A 17,769-nucleotide genomic window follows, 5' to 3' on the forward strand; every position below is an offset into this window, starting at 1 on the left:
TTATCAAGGCCGGGCGGATGTGAAAGGCGCGTATGAGCAGCGTTCAAGGCGGAGCCGCACCTTTAGCCCCGGGTTCCGAGTATCCCATCCGAACGCGCGAGGTTCGGCTTTTCACGGGCTTAGTGCTCGGCGCCTTCCTTCTCACCCATTTCAGCAACCATGCGCTGGGCCTCGTCTCGGTCGAGGCGATGGAGGCCGGGCGCGTGTGGTTCAACCGCCTGTGGCGCAATCCGGTCGGCACCGTCATTCTCTACGGCTCGGTCTTCGCGCATTTCGTGCTGGCTTTGCTCGCTCTCTACCGGCGTCGGACCCTGCGCATGCCGATCCGCGAGGCGGCGCAGCTGGCGCTCGGCGTGAGCCTGCCCTTCCTCCTGATCGCCCATGTAGTCGGAACCCGAATCGAATGGACCCTGACCGGTCACGATTCCGGCTATCCGGAGGTGGTTCGCAACCTCTGGATCAACAATCCCGATATCGGCGCCCGGCAGGCACTGGCCCTCGTGATCGCCTGGCTGCACGGATGCCTCGGGATCTATTTCTGGCTGCGCCCGAAACCCTGGTTTCCGGCCTATGCACTGCTTCTCTATACGGGCGCCGTCCTCGTCCCGGTTCTCGCGCTCCTCGGCTTCGCGGAGGCGGGGAGGGAACTCGCCGATCTGCCGGAGCGGTTTTCCCAACGGCCTGTTCATCCAGACTCCGACCTTCTGCCGATGGTCGGCCTCAGCCTTTACGCGATCTTCGGCGGCCTTGTGGTGGCGACGCTCGCGGGCCGCGCCGTCCGCAGCCTGCGCCTATGGTCGCGCCGGGTGCGCATCTTCTACCCCAACGATCAGGTCGCGACCGTGCCGCTCGGCTTCAGCGTGCTGGAGGCGAGCCGCATCGCCGGCATCCCGCATATCTCCGTCTGCGGCGGGCGCGGGCGCTGCTCGACCTGCCGCGTCCGCGTGCTCGAAGGCGCCCAGCGCCAGCCGCCGCCGACGCCGCAGGAGCGCGGCACGCTCGCGCGCATCAAGGCCGGCCCCAATGTGCGGCTCGCCTGCCAGTTCCGGCCGACCCACGACGTCTCGGTGGTGCCGATCCTGTCCACGGGCCGCAACGGGGTGACCGCCCTGGTGCGCGGCGGGCGGGCGCAGGGGCAGGAGCAGGAGATCGCGGTTCTGTTCTGCGACCTGCGCGGCTTCACGACGCTCGCCGAGCGGCGCCTGCCCTTCGATACGGTCTTCATCCTCAACCGCTATTTCGAGGCGGTAGGCGAATCGGTCGAGGATGCGGGCGGCTATATCGACAAGTTCATCGGCGACGGCGTGCTCGCCCTCTTCGGCCTGCGCACCACGCCGCAGCAGGCGGCGCAACAGGCGCTCGATGCGGCTTTGCGGATCAAGACGGCGCTCGTGCATCTCAACGAGGAATACGAGAGCGAATTCGAGCACCCCTTGAAGATCGCCATGAGCCTCCATGCCGGTCCCGCCATCGTCGGGCAGATGGGCTACGGCCAGGCCACCAGCCTCACCGCCGTCGGCGACACGATCAACGCGGCAAGCCGCCTGGAGGGGCTCGCCAAGGAACTCGACGTGGAGCTCGTGATCTCCGAAGACCTCGCCACCCGCGCCGGCCTCGACCTCTCCGACCGCGACCGCCAGATCGTCTCCATCCGTGGCCGCGCCGCACCCTTGGGGAGCTGGATCATTCCGCAGGCGGATAGTTTGGTCGGCTCCTCGCAGCAGCCCTCATCCTGAGAGGCTGGCTCATAGAGGTTTCCGCCCCCTTAGCCCTCATCCTGAGGGCCGCCAACGGCGGCGTCTCGAAGGACGAGGGCGTCTCCGGTGCTCTCTGGATCCTCCTTCGAGACGCAGCTTCGCTGCTCCTCAGGATGAGGAAAGAGCGGTCCGAGCATGAGGTAGGGGCCAATAAAAAAGCGCGGCGAGAGCCGCGCTTTTTCGTTCGCTCGAAGCTTTGGCGATGTTACTCGCCGGCCTGCTTCTGCTGGTCGCGCTGGGCGCGCTCGGCGTCGCGTTCGGCCTTGAGCTGCTCGGTGATGTCCTCGCCGGTCTCCTGGTTGACGACCTTCATGGAGAGGCGGACCTTGCCGCGCTCGTCCATGCCGAGGAACTTCACCTTCACCTTGTCGCCCTCTTTCACCACATCGGTGACCTTGCCGACGCGGTTCTTGGCGAGCTCGGAGATGTGGACGAGGCCGTCGCGGGAGCCGAAGAAGTTCACGAAGGCGCCGAACTCCATCACCTTCACCACCGTGCCCTCGTAGATCACGTTGACCTCGGGCTCGGCGACGATGGAGCGGATCCAGTTATAGGCCGCCTTGATCGACTTGCCGTCGGCGGAGGCGATCTTGATCAGGCCGTCGTCGTTGATGTCGATCTTGGCGCCGGTCTTCTCCACGATCTCGCGGATGACCTTGCCGCCCGAACCGATGACTTCGCGGATCTTGTCGACCGGGATCTGCATGGTCTCGATGCGCGGGGCATGCTCGCCGAGCTCGGCGCGCGGCGCGGTGAGCGCCTTGTTCATCTCGGCGAGGATGTGCGTGCGGCCGGCCTGAGCCTGCTCGAGCGCGACGCGCATGATCTCTTCCGTGATGCCGGCGATCTTGATGTCCATCTGGAGCGAGGTGATGCCCTGCTCCGTGCCGGCCACCTTGAAGTCCATGTCGCCGAGGTGATCCTCGTCGCCGAGAATGTCGGACAGGACCGCATAGCGCTCACCCTCGAGGATGAGGCCCATGGCGATGCCGGCCACCGGACGGCGGAGCGGTACGCCCGCATCCATCAGCGCAAGCGAGGCGCCGCAGACGGAGGCCATGGAGGAGGAGCCGTTCGATTCCGTAATCTCCGACACGACGCGGATCGTGTAGGGGAAGTCGTGGGCGGCCGGCAGCATCGGGTGAATGGCGCGCCAGGCGAGCTTGCCGTGGCCGATTTCGCGGCGGCCGGGCGAGCCCATGCGGCCGGTCTCGCCGACGGAATAGGGCGGGAAGTTGTAGTGCAGCAGGAAGGTTTCCTTGCGGGTGCCTTCGAGCTCATCGATGAACTGCTCGTCCTCGCCGGTGCCGAGGGTGGTCACGACCAGCGCCTGGGTCTCGCCGCGGGTGAACACGGCCGAGCCGTGGGTGCGCGGCAGGACGCCGACTTCCGACACGATCGGACGGACGGTCTTGAGGTCGCGACCGTCGATGCGCGAGCCGGTGTCGAGGACGTTCCAGCGCACGACCTTGGCCTGGGCCTCCTTGAAGACGGCCTTGACCTTCTCGGCCTCGAAGCGGGCTTCACCCTCGGCCGGGCAGAGCGCCTCGAACACCTTCGCCTTGACGGCGTCGACGGCGGCATAGCGGTCCTGCTTCTTGGTCAGCTTGTAGGCTTCGCGCAGGTCCTTCTCGGCGATTTCGAGAACGGCCTTTTCCACCTCGGACACGTCCGCGGGCTGGTAGTCGCGCGGCTCCTTGGCGGCCTTCTCGGCAAGGCGGATGATCGCCTCGATCACCGGCTGGAAATGCTTGTGGCCGAACATCACGGCGCCGAGCATCACGTCCTCGGCCAGTTCCTTGGCCTCGGACTCGACCATGAGCACGGCGTCGGCGGTGCCGGCGACCACGAGGTCGAGGGAGGTCTGCTCCATCTCCTGCAGCGGCGGGTTCAGCTTGTACTGGCCGCCGATATAGCCGACGCGGGCGGCGCCGACCGGGCCCATGAAGGGCACGCCGGACAGCGTCAGGGCCGCGGAGGCGGCAACCATGCCGACGATGTCGGGATCGTTCTCGAGATCGTGCGAGAGCACGGTGACGACGACCTGGGTGTCGTTCTTATAGCCCTCGACGAAGAGGGGGCGGATCGGACGGTCGATGAGGCGGGAGACCAGGGTCTCCTTCTCGGTCGGACGGCCTTCGCGCTTGAAATAGCCGCCCGGGATGCGGCCTGCGGCGTAGGTGCGCTCCTGGTAGTTCACCGTGAGCGGGAAGAAGTCGAAGCCGGGCTTCGGCTCCTTGGCCGAGACGACGGTGGCGAGAACGGTGGTCTCACCGTAGGTGGCGACGACGGCGCCGTCGGCCTGGCGGGCCATCTTGCCCGTCTCCAGCACGAGCTTGCGCCCGGCCCAAATCAGTTCTTCGCGTTGAATGTCGAACATGTTGCGTCTTTCATGACAGCGGGGCGGGGGCTCGATGCCATGAGCAAGACGGCGAGAGGCTCCGCCGGGATTCGAACCCGCCTGCAGAAGCCTCTTGCGATCCTGCCATGGTCATCGTGTCTGCCGCCTCCTTTGAGAACACCGGGACCTTATGATCGAACCGGTGGAGGCCGTCCGGAGCCGGGCTCCGGACGGAAGTTTCATCGCAAAGCTTAGCGGCGGATGCCGAGCTTCTCGATCAGCGTGCGGTAGCGGCCCTCGTCCTTCTTCTTCAGATAGTCGAGGAGCGAACGGCGCGACGACACCATCTTCAGAAGGCCACGGCGGGAATGGTTGTCCTTCGTGTGGCTCTTGAAGTGGCCGGTCAGGTTGTTGATCCGCTCGGTGAGAATGGCGACCTGCACCTCGGGGGAGCCGGTGTCGCCAGCCGTTTGGGCGAATTCCTTCACGAGCGCGTTCTTGCGCTCAGCCGTAATCGACATCGTATGTCCTTTCAGGTTTGCATTAAGGGAGACCGTGAGCCTTCAGGGCTTCGGGTCAGGGGCATCCGGAAAGGGCCGGGCCGGGATGTCGTCCAGCGCGGTCCGAACCCGGACGCGTCTTTTTCGGGGTTAAGCATCGGACCCAAAAGTGGATTTGCACTTTTGGGATCCATCCGATGCTTATTTAAACCGGCGCATCGTTCAGCGCGGAAAAACGGATCCACTTTTCCGCACGATGCGCTGAACCCTCGAAAAGATGGCGCACCATACACGAAAAGCGTCCAAGCGCCAGAGAAATCGTTTTTCTCAAGCGGGGCAATAGGATGGGCCTGCAAACGCACCCTCGTCATGGTCGGGCTCGTCCCGGCCACCCACGTCTTCATGCCGGCTGGCAGACGTAGGTCCCCGGAACAAGTCCGGGGATGACGTACGAGGAAGTCTCAAGCGCCGAGATTGAACACCCGGTGCGGCACGAGCTCGCCGCGCTCCACGTCGCCGACGGCGACGAGGACGCCGTTGCAGGTGGCGAAGACCTTGCCGGAGAGCGGCGCCTCGCGACCGCGCAGGATGATGGACTGGCCGCGCATGAGGCGCCCGGCCATGTCGCGGCTGACCGCGATGGAGGGAATCTCGCTGAGCGCCGTCTCCACCGGGCGAAGCGCCGCAGGATCGGTGGCGACATCCTCGACGGTGACCGCCTCGTGCTCGGTGAAGGGCCCGACGCGGGTGCGCCGGAGCGCCGCGATATGGCCGAGGCAGCCGAGCGCCCGGCCGAGATCGCGGGCGATGGCGCGCACGTAGGTTCCCTTGCCGCAATCGGCCTCGATCACCGAACGGTTGCCCGCGTGGTGGATCAGGGACAGGCGGTCGATCTCGACGGTGCGCGCCTGCAGCTCCACCACCTCGCCGTCGCGGGCGAGGTCATAGGCGCGTTCGCCGGCGATCTTGATGGCGGAAAACCGCGGCGGCACCTGCTGCACCTGACCGGTGAAGCGGGGCAGGTGGGCTTCGATTTCGGAGGCCTCGGGCAGGAGGTCGGTGCGCTCCACCACCTCGCCCTCGGTGTCGTCCGTGGTGGTCTCCTCACCCCAGGCCACGGTAAAGACGTAGGATTTGCGCCCGTCCATGACGAAGGGGACCGTCTTGGTCGCTTCCCCGAGTGCGATCGGCAGGATGCCGGAGGCAAGCGGATCGAGGGTGCCGGCGTGTCCCGCCTTCTTGGCGGACAGGCCGCGCTTGACCACCGCCACCGCATGGGTCGAGGTCATGCCGACGCCCTTGTCGAGGATGATCCATCCGTTGACGTCGCGCTTCTTCGGGCGGTCGCCGTGCGGCCTCCGCTGCGGGCGTTCTTCGCTCATCGCACTCACTCGCTGTCGTCCTCGGAGGTGTCGGAGGCAGGCTTTGCCGTGTCGCGGGCGACCCGCTCGGAGCGCAGCAGCGCATCGATGCGTGCGGCCTCGTCGAAGCTCTCGTCGCGACGGAAGCGCAGGTCGGGCGCGAATTTCAGGTTGACCCGGCGGGCCACCTCCTGGCGCAGCACCTTCCTGTTGCGGTCGAGAGCCTTGAGCACCGCCTCCTCGTCGCGACCGCCGAGCGGCATGATATAGGCCGTGGCGAGCTTGAGATCGGGCGACATGCGCACTTCGGGGATGGTGATCACGTTGCGCGTCAGCGCGTCGTCCTGCAGGTCGCCGCGGGAGAGGACCTCGGCCAGCGCATGGCGAATGAGCTCGGCCACACGCTGCTGGCGCTGGGAGGGTCCTGTGGTTTGTTCGAAACGTTTGGCCATTGTTACTTCTCCGGGATTGGACCGGATCATTGAGGGACGTCAGGGCCGGGTCCGTCCCGGCCATCCCGATTGAAAGAGGCATGCTGCCCGTCAAAGCGAGATCACCGGGACAAGCCCGGTGATGACGCATTGTTCAGGGATGAGTGCGAAGCGGCAGCTTACAGCGTCCGCTTCACCTCCTCTACGCGGTAGCACTCGATGATGTCGCCTTGGCGCATGTCCTGGTAGTTCTCGAAGGCCATGCCGCATTCCTGGCCGGACGTGACCTCGCGGGCATCGTCCTTGAAGCGCTTGAGCTGCGAGAGCTTGCCTTCGTGGATCACCACGTTGTCGCGGATCAGGCGGACATGGGCGCCGCGCTGGACCACGCCGTCGAGGACGCGGCAGCCCGCGACCTTGCCGACCTTCGACACGTTGAACACCTCGAGGATCTGCGCCTCGCCGAGCCGCTCTTCGCGCAGCGTCGGAGCGAGCAGTCCGGACATGGCCGCCTTCACGTCATCCACGAGGTCGTAGATGATGTTGTAGTAGCGGATCTCGATGCCGGCGCGCTCGGCCGCCTCGCGCGCTTCCTTGTGGGCACGCACGTTGAAGGCGAGGATGATGGCGCCCGAGGCTTCCGCCAGGGTGACATCGGATTCCGAGATGCCGCCGACGCCGGCCTGGATGATGCGGGCTGCGACCTCTTCGTTGCCGACCTTCTCGAGAGCGCCGACGATCGCTTCCGCCGAACCCTGCACGTCGGCCCGGACCACGAGCGGGAATTCCTTGCGGCCCGCTCCGGCCTTGAGGTCGCGCATCATGTCGGCGAGCGTCCGTCCGGACGAGCCCATGCGGGCCGCCTGACGTTCGCGCTTCTGGCGCGTGCGGTATTCGGTGACTTCGCGGGCGCGGGCTTCCGACTCGACCACCGCCACGCGGTCGCCGGCTTCCGGAGTTCCGTTGAAGCCCAGCACCTCGACCGGAACCGAGGGACCGGCCTCCTTCACGTTGGCGCCGAGATCGTTGATCAGGGCGCGCACGCGGCCCCATTCGGCGCCGGCCACGACGATGTCGCCGGTGCGCAGCGTTCCGCGCTGGACGAGCACGGTGGCCACGGGACCGCGGCCGCGATCGAGCTTCGCCTCGATGACGGTGCCTTCCGCCGAGCGCTCGGCATTGGCCTTGAGCTCAAGGATTTCGGCCTGGAGCTGGAGGCCTTCGAGCAGGGTCTCGAGACCCTCGCCGGTCTTGGCCGAAACCTCGAATTCGAGGGTCTCGCCGCCCATCGACTCGACGACGATGGAGTGCTGCAGCAGCTCGGTACGAACCCGCTGCGGATTGGCGTCGGGCTTGTCGATCTTGTTGATCGCCACGATCAGCGGCACGCCGGCCGCCTGCGCATGAGTGATCGCCTCGACCGTCTGGGGCATGACGCCGTCATCGGCTGCCACCACGAGCACGACGATATCCGTCACCTTGGCGCCGCGGGCGCGCATGGCGGTGAAGGCGGCGTGGCCGGGGGTGTCGATGAAGGTGATCTTGCCGCCGAGCGGCGAGGTCACCTGGTAGGCGCCGATGTGCTGCGTGATGCCGCCGGCCTCGCCGGAAACCACGTTGGTCTTGCGGATCGCATCGAGCAGCGAGGTCTTGCCGTGATCGACGTGACCCATGATGGTCACGACCGGCGGACGGGTGACGAGGTTCTCGTCCACATCCGGCGTATCGAACAGGCCTTCCTCAACGTCCGACTCGGCGACGCGCTTCACCGTGTGGCCGAGCTCTTCCGCGACGAGCTGCGCGGTATCGGCGTCGATCACGTCGGTGATCTTGTGCATCTCGCCCTGCTTCATCAGGAACTTGATCACGTCCACGGCGCGCTCCGACATGCGGTTGGCGAGCTCCTGGATGGTGATCGTCTCCGGAATCGTCACCTCGCGGGCGATCTTTTCCTTCTGCTCCACCTGGCGGTGGCCCATGAGACGCTGATTGCGGCGACGGAAGGAAGCGAGCGAGCGGGTGCGCTCGTCCTCGCCCGAGGTCGCGTTGGCCAGGGTCAGACGGCCGCGGCGCTTCTCTTCGCCGGGGGCGGTCTTGGGCGTCTTCGGCAGGGCTGCGGGCTTTGCCGCGACGCCGGGACGACGGATGGTGCGTGCACCCTCCTCCTCCTCCGTCGCAACGGCGCGGGCCGCAACTGGGGCAGCCGAGCGGACATTCGGCTTTGCCGTTTCCGGATCGGGCGCGACGGGCGCAGCGGGGCGCGCCATGTGGTTCAGGCTCGGCGGACGGCCGCCGGTCGTTCCCACGCCGGGACGGGACCCACCGAAACCGCCGGGACGCGGACCGCCGGAGCGGGGACCGTCGCCGCGCGGACGCTCGGTCCGGGGGCCTTCGAAGCGTCCGCCATCCTGGCGCGGAGCGCCGGTGCGGGCTGCCGGAGCAGATCCTTGGGCCGGACGCGGCGGGGTGGCCTCTTCGCCGAGACGGCGGCGAGCCTCGTCCTCGGCGCGGCGCTTGCGCTCCTCGTCCTGACGGCGGCGCTCGTCTTCCTCGCGCTTGCGGGCTTCGGCAGCTTCGCGGTCCTTGGCCTCGGCAGCCTCGCGCTCGGCGCGGCGGACAGCCTCGTCGGCCTGCCGCTTGCGGTCTTCCTCGTCGCGACGGCGGGCATCGACCAGCGCGTTCATGCGCGCATCGCGCTCCTGCTCGGAGAGCGTCTGCAGCACCATGCCGCCGGATCGGGGCGTGTTCGGCGCGCTGCGCTGCGGACGGCCACCCTGAGCGGGCGCTGCCGGCCTCGGGGCCGGAGCGGCGGGCTTGGGCGCGCTCGCGGGTGCCGCGGCGGCGTGATGCGTCGCGGGCTTCTCATTGGCCCCGCCGGGGCCGACAGCAGGGCGACGCTTGACCGTCTCCACCACGACCGACTTCGACCGGCCATGGGAGAAGCTTTGGCGCACCGTGCCTTGCTCGACAGGTCGCTTCAGAGAAAGCGTCTTGGACGACACATGAAGAGTCTTGTCGCCCTGGTTTTTCGTATCAGTCATTCCGCCTCAGTTCCTGCGGGTTTCATAGTCGTGGGTTCGCCGGTCCCGTTTCCGAGGCCAGTTTGATCGGCGTCGGTGCCGCAAAAGGTGCGGTAACGATGCCAGCGGTTCAGAAAGCCGTCGCTCCCAGCGCCCGCGACGAGGGCAGCATGTATCACATGTGACCGGCCTAATGCCAAATCCAATTCGTCATTCGACAATTCTTGGATGACCGGAAAGCTAGATATTGCCTCGCCGAGGCGTTTACGCAACTGGTTCGCCAATTTTCTTCGCCCATCTTCGGCCGCCTCTGCGGCGTGAATAAGGGCAACGACGGGCTTATCCGTGATGGCCGACTCGACCTTGAAGAAGCCCGTGATCACCGAGCCGGCCTTGTTGGCGAGCGACAGGCCCTGGCGAAGGTCCTCCCGAAGGAGGTTCCCGATATCCGCGGCGAGGGTCTCCGACGCCTTGGTCTCGGTCTTGAAGGCTCGTGAGAAGAGGCGACGTTTAGCCGCCTCCTCCACCTTGTCGTAGCGGGCCGTGACCCAGACGCCGCGGCCCGGCAGCTTGTGCCGGAGGTCGGGCACGACCTGATTGTCGGGCCCGAGGACGAAGCGGATCAGTCCCGCGGGGCTTTGAGCCTCGCGGGTGACGATGCAGGTGCGCTCCGGTTCATGCCGCGGCACGGGTGCTGACCTCGCTCCATCATAGCCGGTTTTAAGACGGCTGAGCTTCGGTCTCGGCCTCTTCGGCCGATCCCTCGGTCTCAACGATCTCTTCCGGCTGCTCGATCCATCCCGCCTTCACGCGGGCGGCCATGATCATGTTCTCGGCATCGGCGCGGGAAACGTCGAAACCGTCCAGCGCCCCCTTGTAACGGGTCGCCTCCGGACCGCGTCCCTCCGTCCAGCCGACGAGATCGTCGGTGGCGCAGCCGGCCAGATCCTCGAGATTCTTGATGTCGTTCTCGCCGAAGGCCACCAGCATGGCGGTGGTGACGCCGTCGATATCCTTCAGGTCGTCGTCGACGCCGAGCTCCTTGCGGCGGGCCTCGTTCTCGGCCTCGATGCGGGAAAGGTATTCCTGGGCGCGGCTCTGGATCTCGGCGGCGGTGTCCTCGTCGAAGCCCTCGATGGAGGCCACTTCGCCGGAATCCACATAGGCGATTTCCTCGACCGAGCGGAAGCCTTCCGATGCGAGGAGCTGGCCCACCACCTCGTCCACGTCGAGGGCGTTCATGAACAGCTCGGTGCGCTCGGCGAATTCCTTCTGACGGCGCTCGGATTCCTCGGCTTCCGTGAGGATGTCGATGTCCCAGCCGGTGAGCTGGGAGGCGAGGCGCACGTTCTGGCCGCGGCGGCCGATGGCGAGGGAGAGCTGATCGTCCGGCACCACCACCTCGATGCGGTCGGCCTCCTCGTCGAGCACGACCTTGACCACTTCCGCGGGCTGGAGCGCGTTGACGATGAAGGTCGCCTGATCCTGCGACCAGGGGATGATGTCGATCTTCTCGCCCTGGAGCTCGCCGACCACCGCCTGGACGCGGGAGCCGCGCATGCCGACGCAGGCGCCGACGGGATCGATCGAGGAATCGCGCGAGGAGACGGCGATCTTGGCGCGGGAGCCCGGATCGCGGGCGACGGCCTGGACCGTGACGATGCCGTCGTAGATCTCCGGCACTTCGGAAGCGAAGAGCTTCGCCATGAACTGCGGATGCGTGCGCGACAGGAAGATCTGGGGCCCGCGGGCCTCGCGGCGCACGTCGAAGAGATAGGCGCGGATGCGGTCGCCCGGGCGGAAGGTCTCGCGCGGGATGAGCTCGTCGCGGCGGATGATCGCCTCGCCGCGGCCGAGATCGACGATCACGTTGCCGTATTCGACGCGCTTGACCGCGCCGTTCACGATCTCGCCGATGCGGTCCTTGTATTCCTGGTACTGGCGGTCGCGCTCGGCGTCGCGCACCTTCTGCACGATCACCTGCTTGGCCGACTGGGCGGCGATGCGGCCGAAATCGAAGGGCGGCAGGGTATCGGCGATCACGTCGCCCACCTGGGCCGCCGGGTTGTGGCGGGTGCGGGCCTCGGACAGGGTGATCTCGCGGGAATCGTTCTCCACAGCGCCGTCATCGACCACGAGGAGGTGCCGCGCCAGGCGCAGTTCGCCGGTCTTGGAATTGATCTCCGCGTGGATGTCGGTCTCGGCGCCGTAGCGGGACCGGGCAGCCTTGGCGATGGCATCCGCCATGGCGTCGAGGACGATCTGCTTGTCGATCACCTTCTCGCGGGCGACCGCATCGGCGATCTGCAAGAGTTCAAGCCTGTTGGCGCTGATAGCCATCGAGGTCGCTCCTTAATTCGGTTTCTTCTGATCGGACGGGTCCTGCGGCTCGTCGGGCGCGTCGACCATATCCGTGTCTTCGTCAAGATCGTCCGTGGTCGGCGCGGTTCCCCGGCGCAACGATTCACGGATCAGCTCATCGGTGAGAACGAGATGCGCCTCGCCGAGATCCGTCAGCGGCACGCGGGCGATAGGCTCGAGGCCTTCCTTCACGTCCGGCAGCTCGATCACGAGCTTCCCGTCCTCCACGCCCCGGAGGAAGCCGCGGAAACGCTTGCGGCCCTCCAGCGGAACGGCCATCTCGACCTTGGCCTCATAGCCGCCCCAGCGCTCGAAGTCGCTGGCGCGCACCAGCGGGCGGTCGATGCCCGGCGAGGAGATTTCCAGGTGATAGGCCGTCGCGATCGGATCCTCAAGATCGAGCACCGGCGAAATCGCCCGGCTCACGGTCTCGCAATCGCTCACGGACATGGTGCCGTCCGGCCTCTCGGCCATGATCTGCACGGTGCATCCGTTCGCGCCCGTGACACGCACCCGCACGAGATTGAACCCGAGATCTTCGATCACAGGCTCGACGATCGCCGCCACACGGGCAGCGACGCCGTTCTCCGTAATCAGCCGCTTGTCGCGTTCGTTTGTCATGGCTCTCCGACGCTCTGGCGTTCAAGCAATAAAAAAGAGCGGACCCCGGGGGGCCCACTCTCGACCAGCAGCTTGACGCTGCAACCAGAGCTGACGTCGCAGATATACCGATTCAAGGCAAAAAAAGCAAGGGACCTGCAAAAGGCGGGTTTTCGGCGCCCTATCGGATCAGATCCGGACGAAGGTCAGGTAGCTCGGCACCCGGCCCTCGCGGATCGCCTTGGCCTCGTAGCGGGTGCCCGGCCAGCCCTCATAGGGCTTGCGCCAATCGTCGGCGCGGGTGGCTGTCCAGCGGAAATGCCGGGAGCGATGGGCCCTTGTGAGAACCCAGCCGATATAATCGTCGATATCGCTCGCAAAGCGCAGCTCCGCTCCGGGCTTCATCACGCGTGCAAGCGTCTCGAGCATCTCGTCCGAGACGAGGCGGCGCTTGCGCTGCCGGCGCTTCGGCCAGGGATCGGGATAGAGGATGTAGACGCGGTCGAAGGACGCATCGGGCAGGGTCGGCAGCAGGTCCGTGACGTCGTCGTCCCAGACGCGGATGTTGTCGAGACGCTCGTGCTCGATCACGGCCAGAAGCTTCGCCATGCCGTTCACGAAGGGCTCGCAGCCGACGATGTTGACGTCGCGATGGGTGCGGGCCTGAGCTGCCAGATGCTCGCCGCCGCCGAAGCCGATCTCGAGCCAGCTTTCCCGCGCGGCGCGGTTCGGGAACTGGCTGGGGAGGTCCTGGCCCGGAATCGCACGGATGGCGGGCAGCAGGTTCTGGATCAGCTCGTCCTGCCCGGCGCGCAGCTTCTTGCCTTTGCGGCGACCGAAGAAGGCACCGGCCCATTCGGAGGCTTCGCTCATCGGACGCATGCTCCTGACAACATCACGACCCGGATCATAAATAACCCGGCGCTTTATACATTGAGAGCCGGTCCCTTTCGGGAACCGGCTCAACTTTAGGAATTCCCAGCGCCGCCGAAGGCAGGCTCGGCGGCCGGAACGCTTTTAGCGGAAGGCCGCCTTCAGACGATCGGCGAGGTCCGTGCGTTCCCAGGAGAAGCCGCCATCGGCCTGCGGCGTGCGGCCGAAATGGCCATAGGCCGAGGTGCGGGCATAGATCGGCCGGTTGAGGCCGAGATGGGTGCGGATGCCGCGCGGCGAGAGGTCCATGGCGTCCATGAGCACCGCCTCGAGCTTGCCCTCGTCCACCTTGCCGGTGCCGTGCAGGTCGACATAGATCGACAGGGGCTTGGCGACGCCGATGGCGTAGGAGAGCTGCAGGGTGCAGTTCTCGGCGAGGCCGGCTGCGACCACGTTCTTGGCAAGATAGCGGGCGGCATAGGCAGCCGAGCGGTCCACCTTGGTCGGATCCTTGCCCGAGAAGGCGCCGCCGCCATGCGGGGCCGCGCCGCCATAGGTGTCGACGATGATCTTGCGGCCGGTGAGGCCGCAATCGCCGTCGGGTCCGCCGATGACGAACTTTCCGGTGGGGTTCACGTGCCAGATCGTGTCGGCCGAGATCCAGCCGGACGGCAGCGTCTCGCGGATATAGGGCTCGACGATGGCGCGCACGTCGTCGGAGGACAGGGTCTCGTCGAGATGCTGTGTGGAGAGAACGATCTGGGTGGCCGCGACGGGCTTGCCGTTCTCGTAGCGCAGGGTGACCTGGCTCTTGGCGTCGGGGCCGAGCTTGGCGGCATCGCCGACCTTGCCCTTGCGGGCGGCGGTCAGGTTTTCGAGGATCTTGTGGGCGTAGTAGATCGGCGCCGGCATCAGCTCAGGCGTCTCGTTGCAGGCATAGCCGAACATGATGCCCTGGTCGCCGGCACCCTCGTCCTTGTTGCCGTCGGCATCGACGCCCTGGGCGATATGCGCCGACTGGGCGTGGAGATAGACCGAGACGTCGGCGTTCTTCCAGTGAAAGCCTTCCTGCTCGTAGCCGATATCCTTGATCGCCTCGCGGGCAAGCTCGATCACCGTGTCCTTGGTGATGGAGTCAGGGCCGCGCACCTCGCCGGCGATGACGACGCGGTTGGTGGTGGCGAGCGTCTCGCAGGCCACGCGGGCCTCGGGCTCTGCAGCCAGATAGGCATCGACGACGGCATCGGAAATCCGGTCGCAGACCTTGTCCGGATGCCCCTCGGAAACGGATTCGCTGGTGAAAAGGTAGCTCGAGCGCCGCACGATGGAGGTTCCTTCAGGCAATAGAATATCGGTGCCCGGGGGTCGGCCACAGGCTTCAAAGCATGGTCATGCCGCAGGCTTGCGGAAAGGTCAAGCGGACGCGTTCGTTATGACGAACGCTCGACCTCGTCCTGGGCGGCTAAGGAAGCGACCAGCTGCACGATGCTCTTGCGGACCTTTGAATTCTTGATGCCGGTAAAATGCCGCACCAGCTGCAGACCCTCGGGCGTCGACATCATATCGGCGACATAGGCCGGCGCACCACCGTCCGCGAAACCGGATTCGCCCTTGGTCGGCTTGATGCCGTCGAAAAAGAAATCGATATCGACACCCAGGATCCTGGCGATCTCGACGAGACGCGCCACGCTGATCCGGTTCATGCCCTTTTCGTATTTCTGAACCTGCTGGAAGGTCAGCCCCAGCATATCGCCAAGCTTTTCTTGGCTCATGCCAATAGAAACGCGGCGCATCCGCACTCGGCTACCAATTTCCTTATCGATCGACCCCGTCGACTTCTTCATCGTGGCCTGTCCCCTCGGCAAAACTGACGCAACGGCAGGACATTGTTACTTAAGGAGAGGTTGATTGGTGCCTGCGGCGCACAGTCAAGATCATTAAGCAGATCGCAAGCGTGGCCGTCAAAGAAAACCTGCCCACCCTCCTATAAAGAGTAACGGGTTCCGCAACTGGAAGAGAAGCATCTAGAACGCCATCAACTCCCAGTGGCAATTCGTTCAGGATTCTCCCGAAGGGATCGATGATCGCGGAGATTCCCGTGTTGGCTGCCCTGACCAAAGGCAAGCCCTCCTCGACAGCCCGCAGACGGGCTTGGGCGAAATGCTGATACGGCCCCGGCGTCCGGCCGAACCAGGCATCGTTCGTCACGTTCAGGATCAAGTTAGGGCGGGGGCCGTCGGCCAGGATCTCGCCTGGAAAGATCGCCTCGTAGCAGATCGTCGCAGCCGTCGGAGGCAGGCCCGGAATCGCAAGTGTGGCCCGCTTCGCGCTCGGCTCGAATCCGCCGGGAATATGCACGAACTGGCGCAGGCCGAGCGAGCGGATCAGGGTATCGAGGAAACCCGGCACATACTCGCCGAAGGGGACGAGATGCACCTTGTCGTAGGAACCGAGGATCGTTCCGCGGTCGTCGATCACCTGGATCGCGTTGTAGAACTTGCCGACCTCCTCCCCCGGCAGGGGCTCGTCCATGCGCGCCGCACCCGTGATCAGAGCCGTGCCGGGTTCCAGCAGGGCAGCGATCTGCGCCAGGGAGGCGGGATCGCGATGGAGCAGGAAGGGAAAGGCCGATTCCGGCCAAATGATATGGGTCGGCGCGCCCGCACCGTCGTTCCAGCCAGGCCTGGCGCTCAGCGACAGGTAATGCCGCATGATCGGCGCACGGTTGCGTGGATTGAACTTGGCGTCCTGGGGCAGGTTGGGCTGCATGATGCGCAGGCGCACATCCGGCACGCTGGGCGAGGCCTCAGCGGGCAGGCGCCAAAGACCGAAGCCCGCCATAGCGGCGAGCAGGGCGGCCGCAAGCGCCGGTGCCATCCAGCGCTCGTTTCGCGTCCGACCGGTGATCAGAACCGCCGGCGCCGCCCCGATGCAGAGGCTCAGGAAGGTCAGGCCGTAGAGGCCGACCATGGAGGCGGATTGCATCAGCCAGAGGTTCTGGCCGAGCGCCATGCCGGGGTTGTTCCAGGGAAAGCCGGTGAAGAGGTGTCCGCGCAGCCACTCGGCGATCGTCATGCCGACAGCGAAGGCGAGGATGCGCCAGGCATCGGGCAGCCAGAAGAGGCGGGCGAGGACGAAGCCCAAGGCCGGGAAGACGGCGAGAACGGCCGGCAGGCCGAGAACCCCGAAGGGCATGGCCCAGGCGAATTGGTCGGCTTCCACCAGGAAGGCGGCACCGAGCCACCAGAGCCCGGCGACGAAATAGCCGAAGCCCCAGAACCATCCGAGAAAGGCTGCGGATCTATAGGGCGCCCATTGGGACGGGCCGTCCTTGACCGTCCCGTCGAGCAGCCAGATGACTGGTGCCAGCGACAGGGCGAGGGCGGGCAGGAAGCCGAAGGGCGGCATGGCCAAAGCCCCGACGGCCCCCGATGCAAAGGCCGTCAGCCAGCGGCGCCAGCCCCTCAGGAGACCGGCGCGCTTCGCGAGCAGAATCATTCAGCGGCAGCGCTTTCAGGGCGCGGAGCGAGCGGCTGGCCCTCGCTGATTTCCACATCGGTGGCGACGACGCGGCGGTGGATGCGTAAGCGTTTCACCCGTCGGGGGTCGGCGTCCAGAACCTCGAATTCGAGGCCGGCGGGGCCGACGATCACCTCACTGCGCGAGGGCACGCGGCCGGCGAGCGTGACGATGAAGCCGCCGAGCGTGTCGATGTCCTCCGCGCCTTCCTCCTCGGTGAGATCGACGCCAAGCACCTCCTTGACCTCGTCGAGGCTGGCGCGGGCATCGGCGATGTAAGAGCCGTCGGTGGCCTGCGTGACGGTGAGGGTCGAATCCTCGTCGTGCTCGTCCTCGATGTCGCCGACCACCATCTCGACCAGGTCCTCGATGGAGACGAGGCCGTCGGTGCCGCCATACTCGTCGATGACGAGGGCCATGTGGGTGCGCGTTGCCTGCATCCGCACCAGAAGGTCGATAGCCGGCATGGAGCGGGGCACGAAGAGGACGGGGCGCAGGATATTGGCGGAGGATAGGGTCATCGACAGGTCGATCTGACCGAGGCTCGGCGGCGGCGTCTTGTCATCCGTCCCCGCTCCCTGCGTGCCGTTGTCGGCACCCATGGCGATGAAATCGAGGAAGTCCCGGATATGGACCATGCCCTTCGGGTCGTCGAGGGTCTCGCCATAGACCGGCAGGCGGGAATGGCCCGCGGTGCGGAAGAGGCTCAAGAGGTCGCCCAGATTGGTGTCGGCCGACACCGCCACGATGTCGGCGCGGGGCACCATCACATCCTCCACCCGGATGCGGTGGAAGGAGAGCACGTTCTTGAGCATCGCCCGCTCCCGGGGCGAGAAGTCCGTGTCCTCGACGGTCTCGGCGAGGGCATCCTCAAGATCGTGGCGGATGGATTCGCGGGGTTTCAGGCCGAGGCGGGTCAGAACCCGGTCGTACCAATGGTCGCGACCTTCGTCTGTCTCGGTGACAGGTCGGTCGCTACGACTTCGATCTTCGTTCATGGTCGTGG

Annotated in this window: 14 protein-coding genes; 1 reads left to right on the forward strand and 13 read right to left on the reverse strand. The window is 66.1% G+C overall.

The features are described 5' to 3' along the window. The first annotated feature begins 32 nt into the window (after window positions 1-32). Window positions 33-1,736 (forward strand): adenylate/guanylate cyclase domain-containing protein, encoded by a 1,704-nt coding sequence (locus tag JKL46_RS00265; RefSeq protein WP_201829109.1) that lies wholly within the window; start codon window positions 33-35, stop codon window positions 1,734-1,736. 226 nt (window positions 1,737-1,962) lie between these two features. On the opposite strand, the gene pnp is transcribed toward JKL46_RS00265, so the two are convergent. From pnp to JKL46_RS00330, 13 genes are all read right to left on the reverse strand, one after another. Then, complete coding sequence (gene pnp, locus JKL46_RS00270; protein ID WP_201829111.1) at window positions 1,963-4,137, reverse strand: polyribonucleotide nucleotidyltransferase; 2,175 nt, start codon at window positions 4,135-4,137, stop codon at window positions 1,963-1,965. 212 nt (window positions 4,138-4,349) lie between these two features. Next, window positions 4,350-4,619: a 30S ribosomal protein S15 gene (gene rpsO, locus JKL46_RS00275; protein ID WP_201829113.1), complete on the reverse strand. Its 270-nt coding sequence runs from the start codon at window positions 4,617-4,619 to the stop codon at window positions 4,350-4,352. A 440-nt stretch (window positions 4,620-5,059) separates the two neighbouring features. Next, on the reverse strand, window positions 5,060-5,980 hold the full coding sequence (gene truB / locus JKL46_RS00280) for a tRNA pseudouridine(55) synthase TruB (RefSeq protein ID WP_201829114.1): 921 nt from the start codon (window positions 5,978-5,980) through the stop codon (window positions 5,060-5,062). A 5-nt stretch (window positions 5,981-5,985) separates the two neighbouring features. Then, the gene (rbfA, locus tag JKL46_RS00285; protein ID WP_201829116.1) at window positions 5,986-6,411 is read right to left on the reverse strand and encodes a 30S ribosome-binding factor RbfA; all 426 of its coding nucleotides are present in this window, start codon (window positions 6,409-6,411) and stop codon (window positions 5,986-5,988) included. A 158-nt stretch (window positions 6,412-6,569) separates the two neighbouring features. Next, window positions 6,570-9,431: a translation initiation factor IF-2 gene (gene infB, locus JKL46_RS00290; protein ID WP_201829118.1), complete on the reverse strand. Its 2,862-nt coding sequence runs from the start codon at window positions 9,429-9,431 to the stop codon at window positions 6,570-6,572. After that, a complete protein-coding gene (locus JKL46_RS00295) occupies window positions 9,428-10,099 on the reverse strand; it encodes an RNA-binding protein (protein WP_201829120.1) in 672 nt (223 codons plus the stop codon). Before JKL46_RS00295 ends, infB begins: the two co-directional genes overlap by 4 nt. A gap of 31 nt (window positions 10,100-10,130) precedes the next feature. Beyond that, entirely contained in the window at window positions 10,131-11,750 is a 1,620-nt protein-coding gene (gene nusA, locus JKL46_RS00300; protein ID WP_201829122.1) for a transcription termination factor NusA, read from the reverse strand. A 12-nt stretch (window positions 11,751-11,762) separates the two neighbouring features. Next, on the reverse strand, window positions 11,763-12,392 hold the full coding sequence (gene rimP / locus JKL46_RS00305) for a ribosome maturation factor RimP (protein ID WP_201829124.1): 630 nt from the start codon (window positions 12,390-12,392) through the stop codon (window positions 11,763-11,765). Window positions 12,393-12,560: 168 nt separating this feature from the next. Further along, window positions 12,561-13,244, reverse strand: a complete 684-nt coding sequence (gene trmB / locus JKL46_RS00310; RefSeq protein ID WP_201829126.1) for a tRNA (guanine(46)-N(7))-methyltransferase TrmB — start codon at window positions 13,242-13,244, stop codon at window positions 12,561-12,563. A gap of 144 nt (window positions 13,245-13,388) precedes the next feature. Next, a complete protein-coding gene (gene metK / locus JKL46_RS00315) occupies window positions 13,389-14,567 on the reverse strand; it encodes a methionine adenosyltransferase (protein ID WP_201829128.1) in 1,179 nt (392 codons plus the stop codon). A gap of 107 nt (window positions 14,568-14,674) precedes the next feature. Beyond that, window positions 14,675-15,088 carry a helix-turn-helix domain-containing protein gene (locus JKL46_RS00320; RefSeq protein ID WP_201829130.1) on the reverse strand — a complete coding sequence of 138 codons (414 nt, stop codon included), beginning with the start codon at window positions 15,086-15,088 and terminating at the stop codon, window positions 14,675-14,677. 49 nt (window positions 15,089-15,137) lie between these two features. Next, complete coding sequence (gene lnt, locus JKL46_RS00325) at window positions 15,138-16,742, reverse strand: apolipoprotein N-acyltransferase (protein WP_201829132.1); 1,605 nt, start codon at window positions 16,740-16,742, stop codon at window positions 15,138-15,140. After that, window positions 16,739-17,761 (reverse strand): hemolysin family protein, encoded by a 1,023-nt coding sequence (locus tag JKL46_RS00330; protein WP_201829134.1) that lies wholly within the window; start codon window positions 17,759-17,761, stop codon window positions 16,739-16,741. The genes lnt and JKL46_RS00330 overlap by 4 nt, the downstream gene beginning before the upstream one ends. Window positions 17,762-17,769: the final 8 nt, after the last annotated feature.

The organism is Microvirga zambiensis WSM3693 (genome assembly GCF_016735695.1).
GTDB classification, from domain to species: domain Bacteria; phylum Pseudomonadota; class Alphaproteobacteria; order Rhizobiales; family Beijerinckiaceae; genus Microvirga; species Microvirga zambiensis.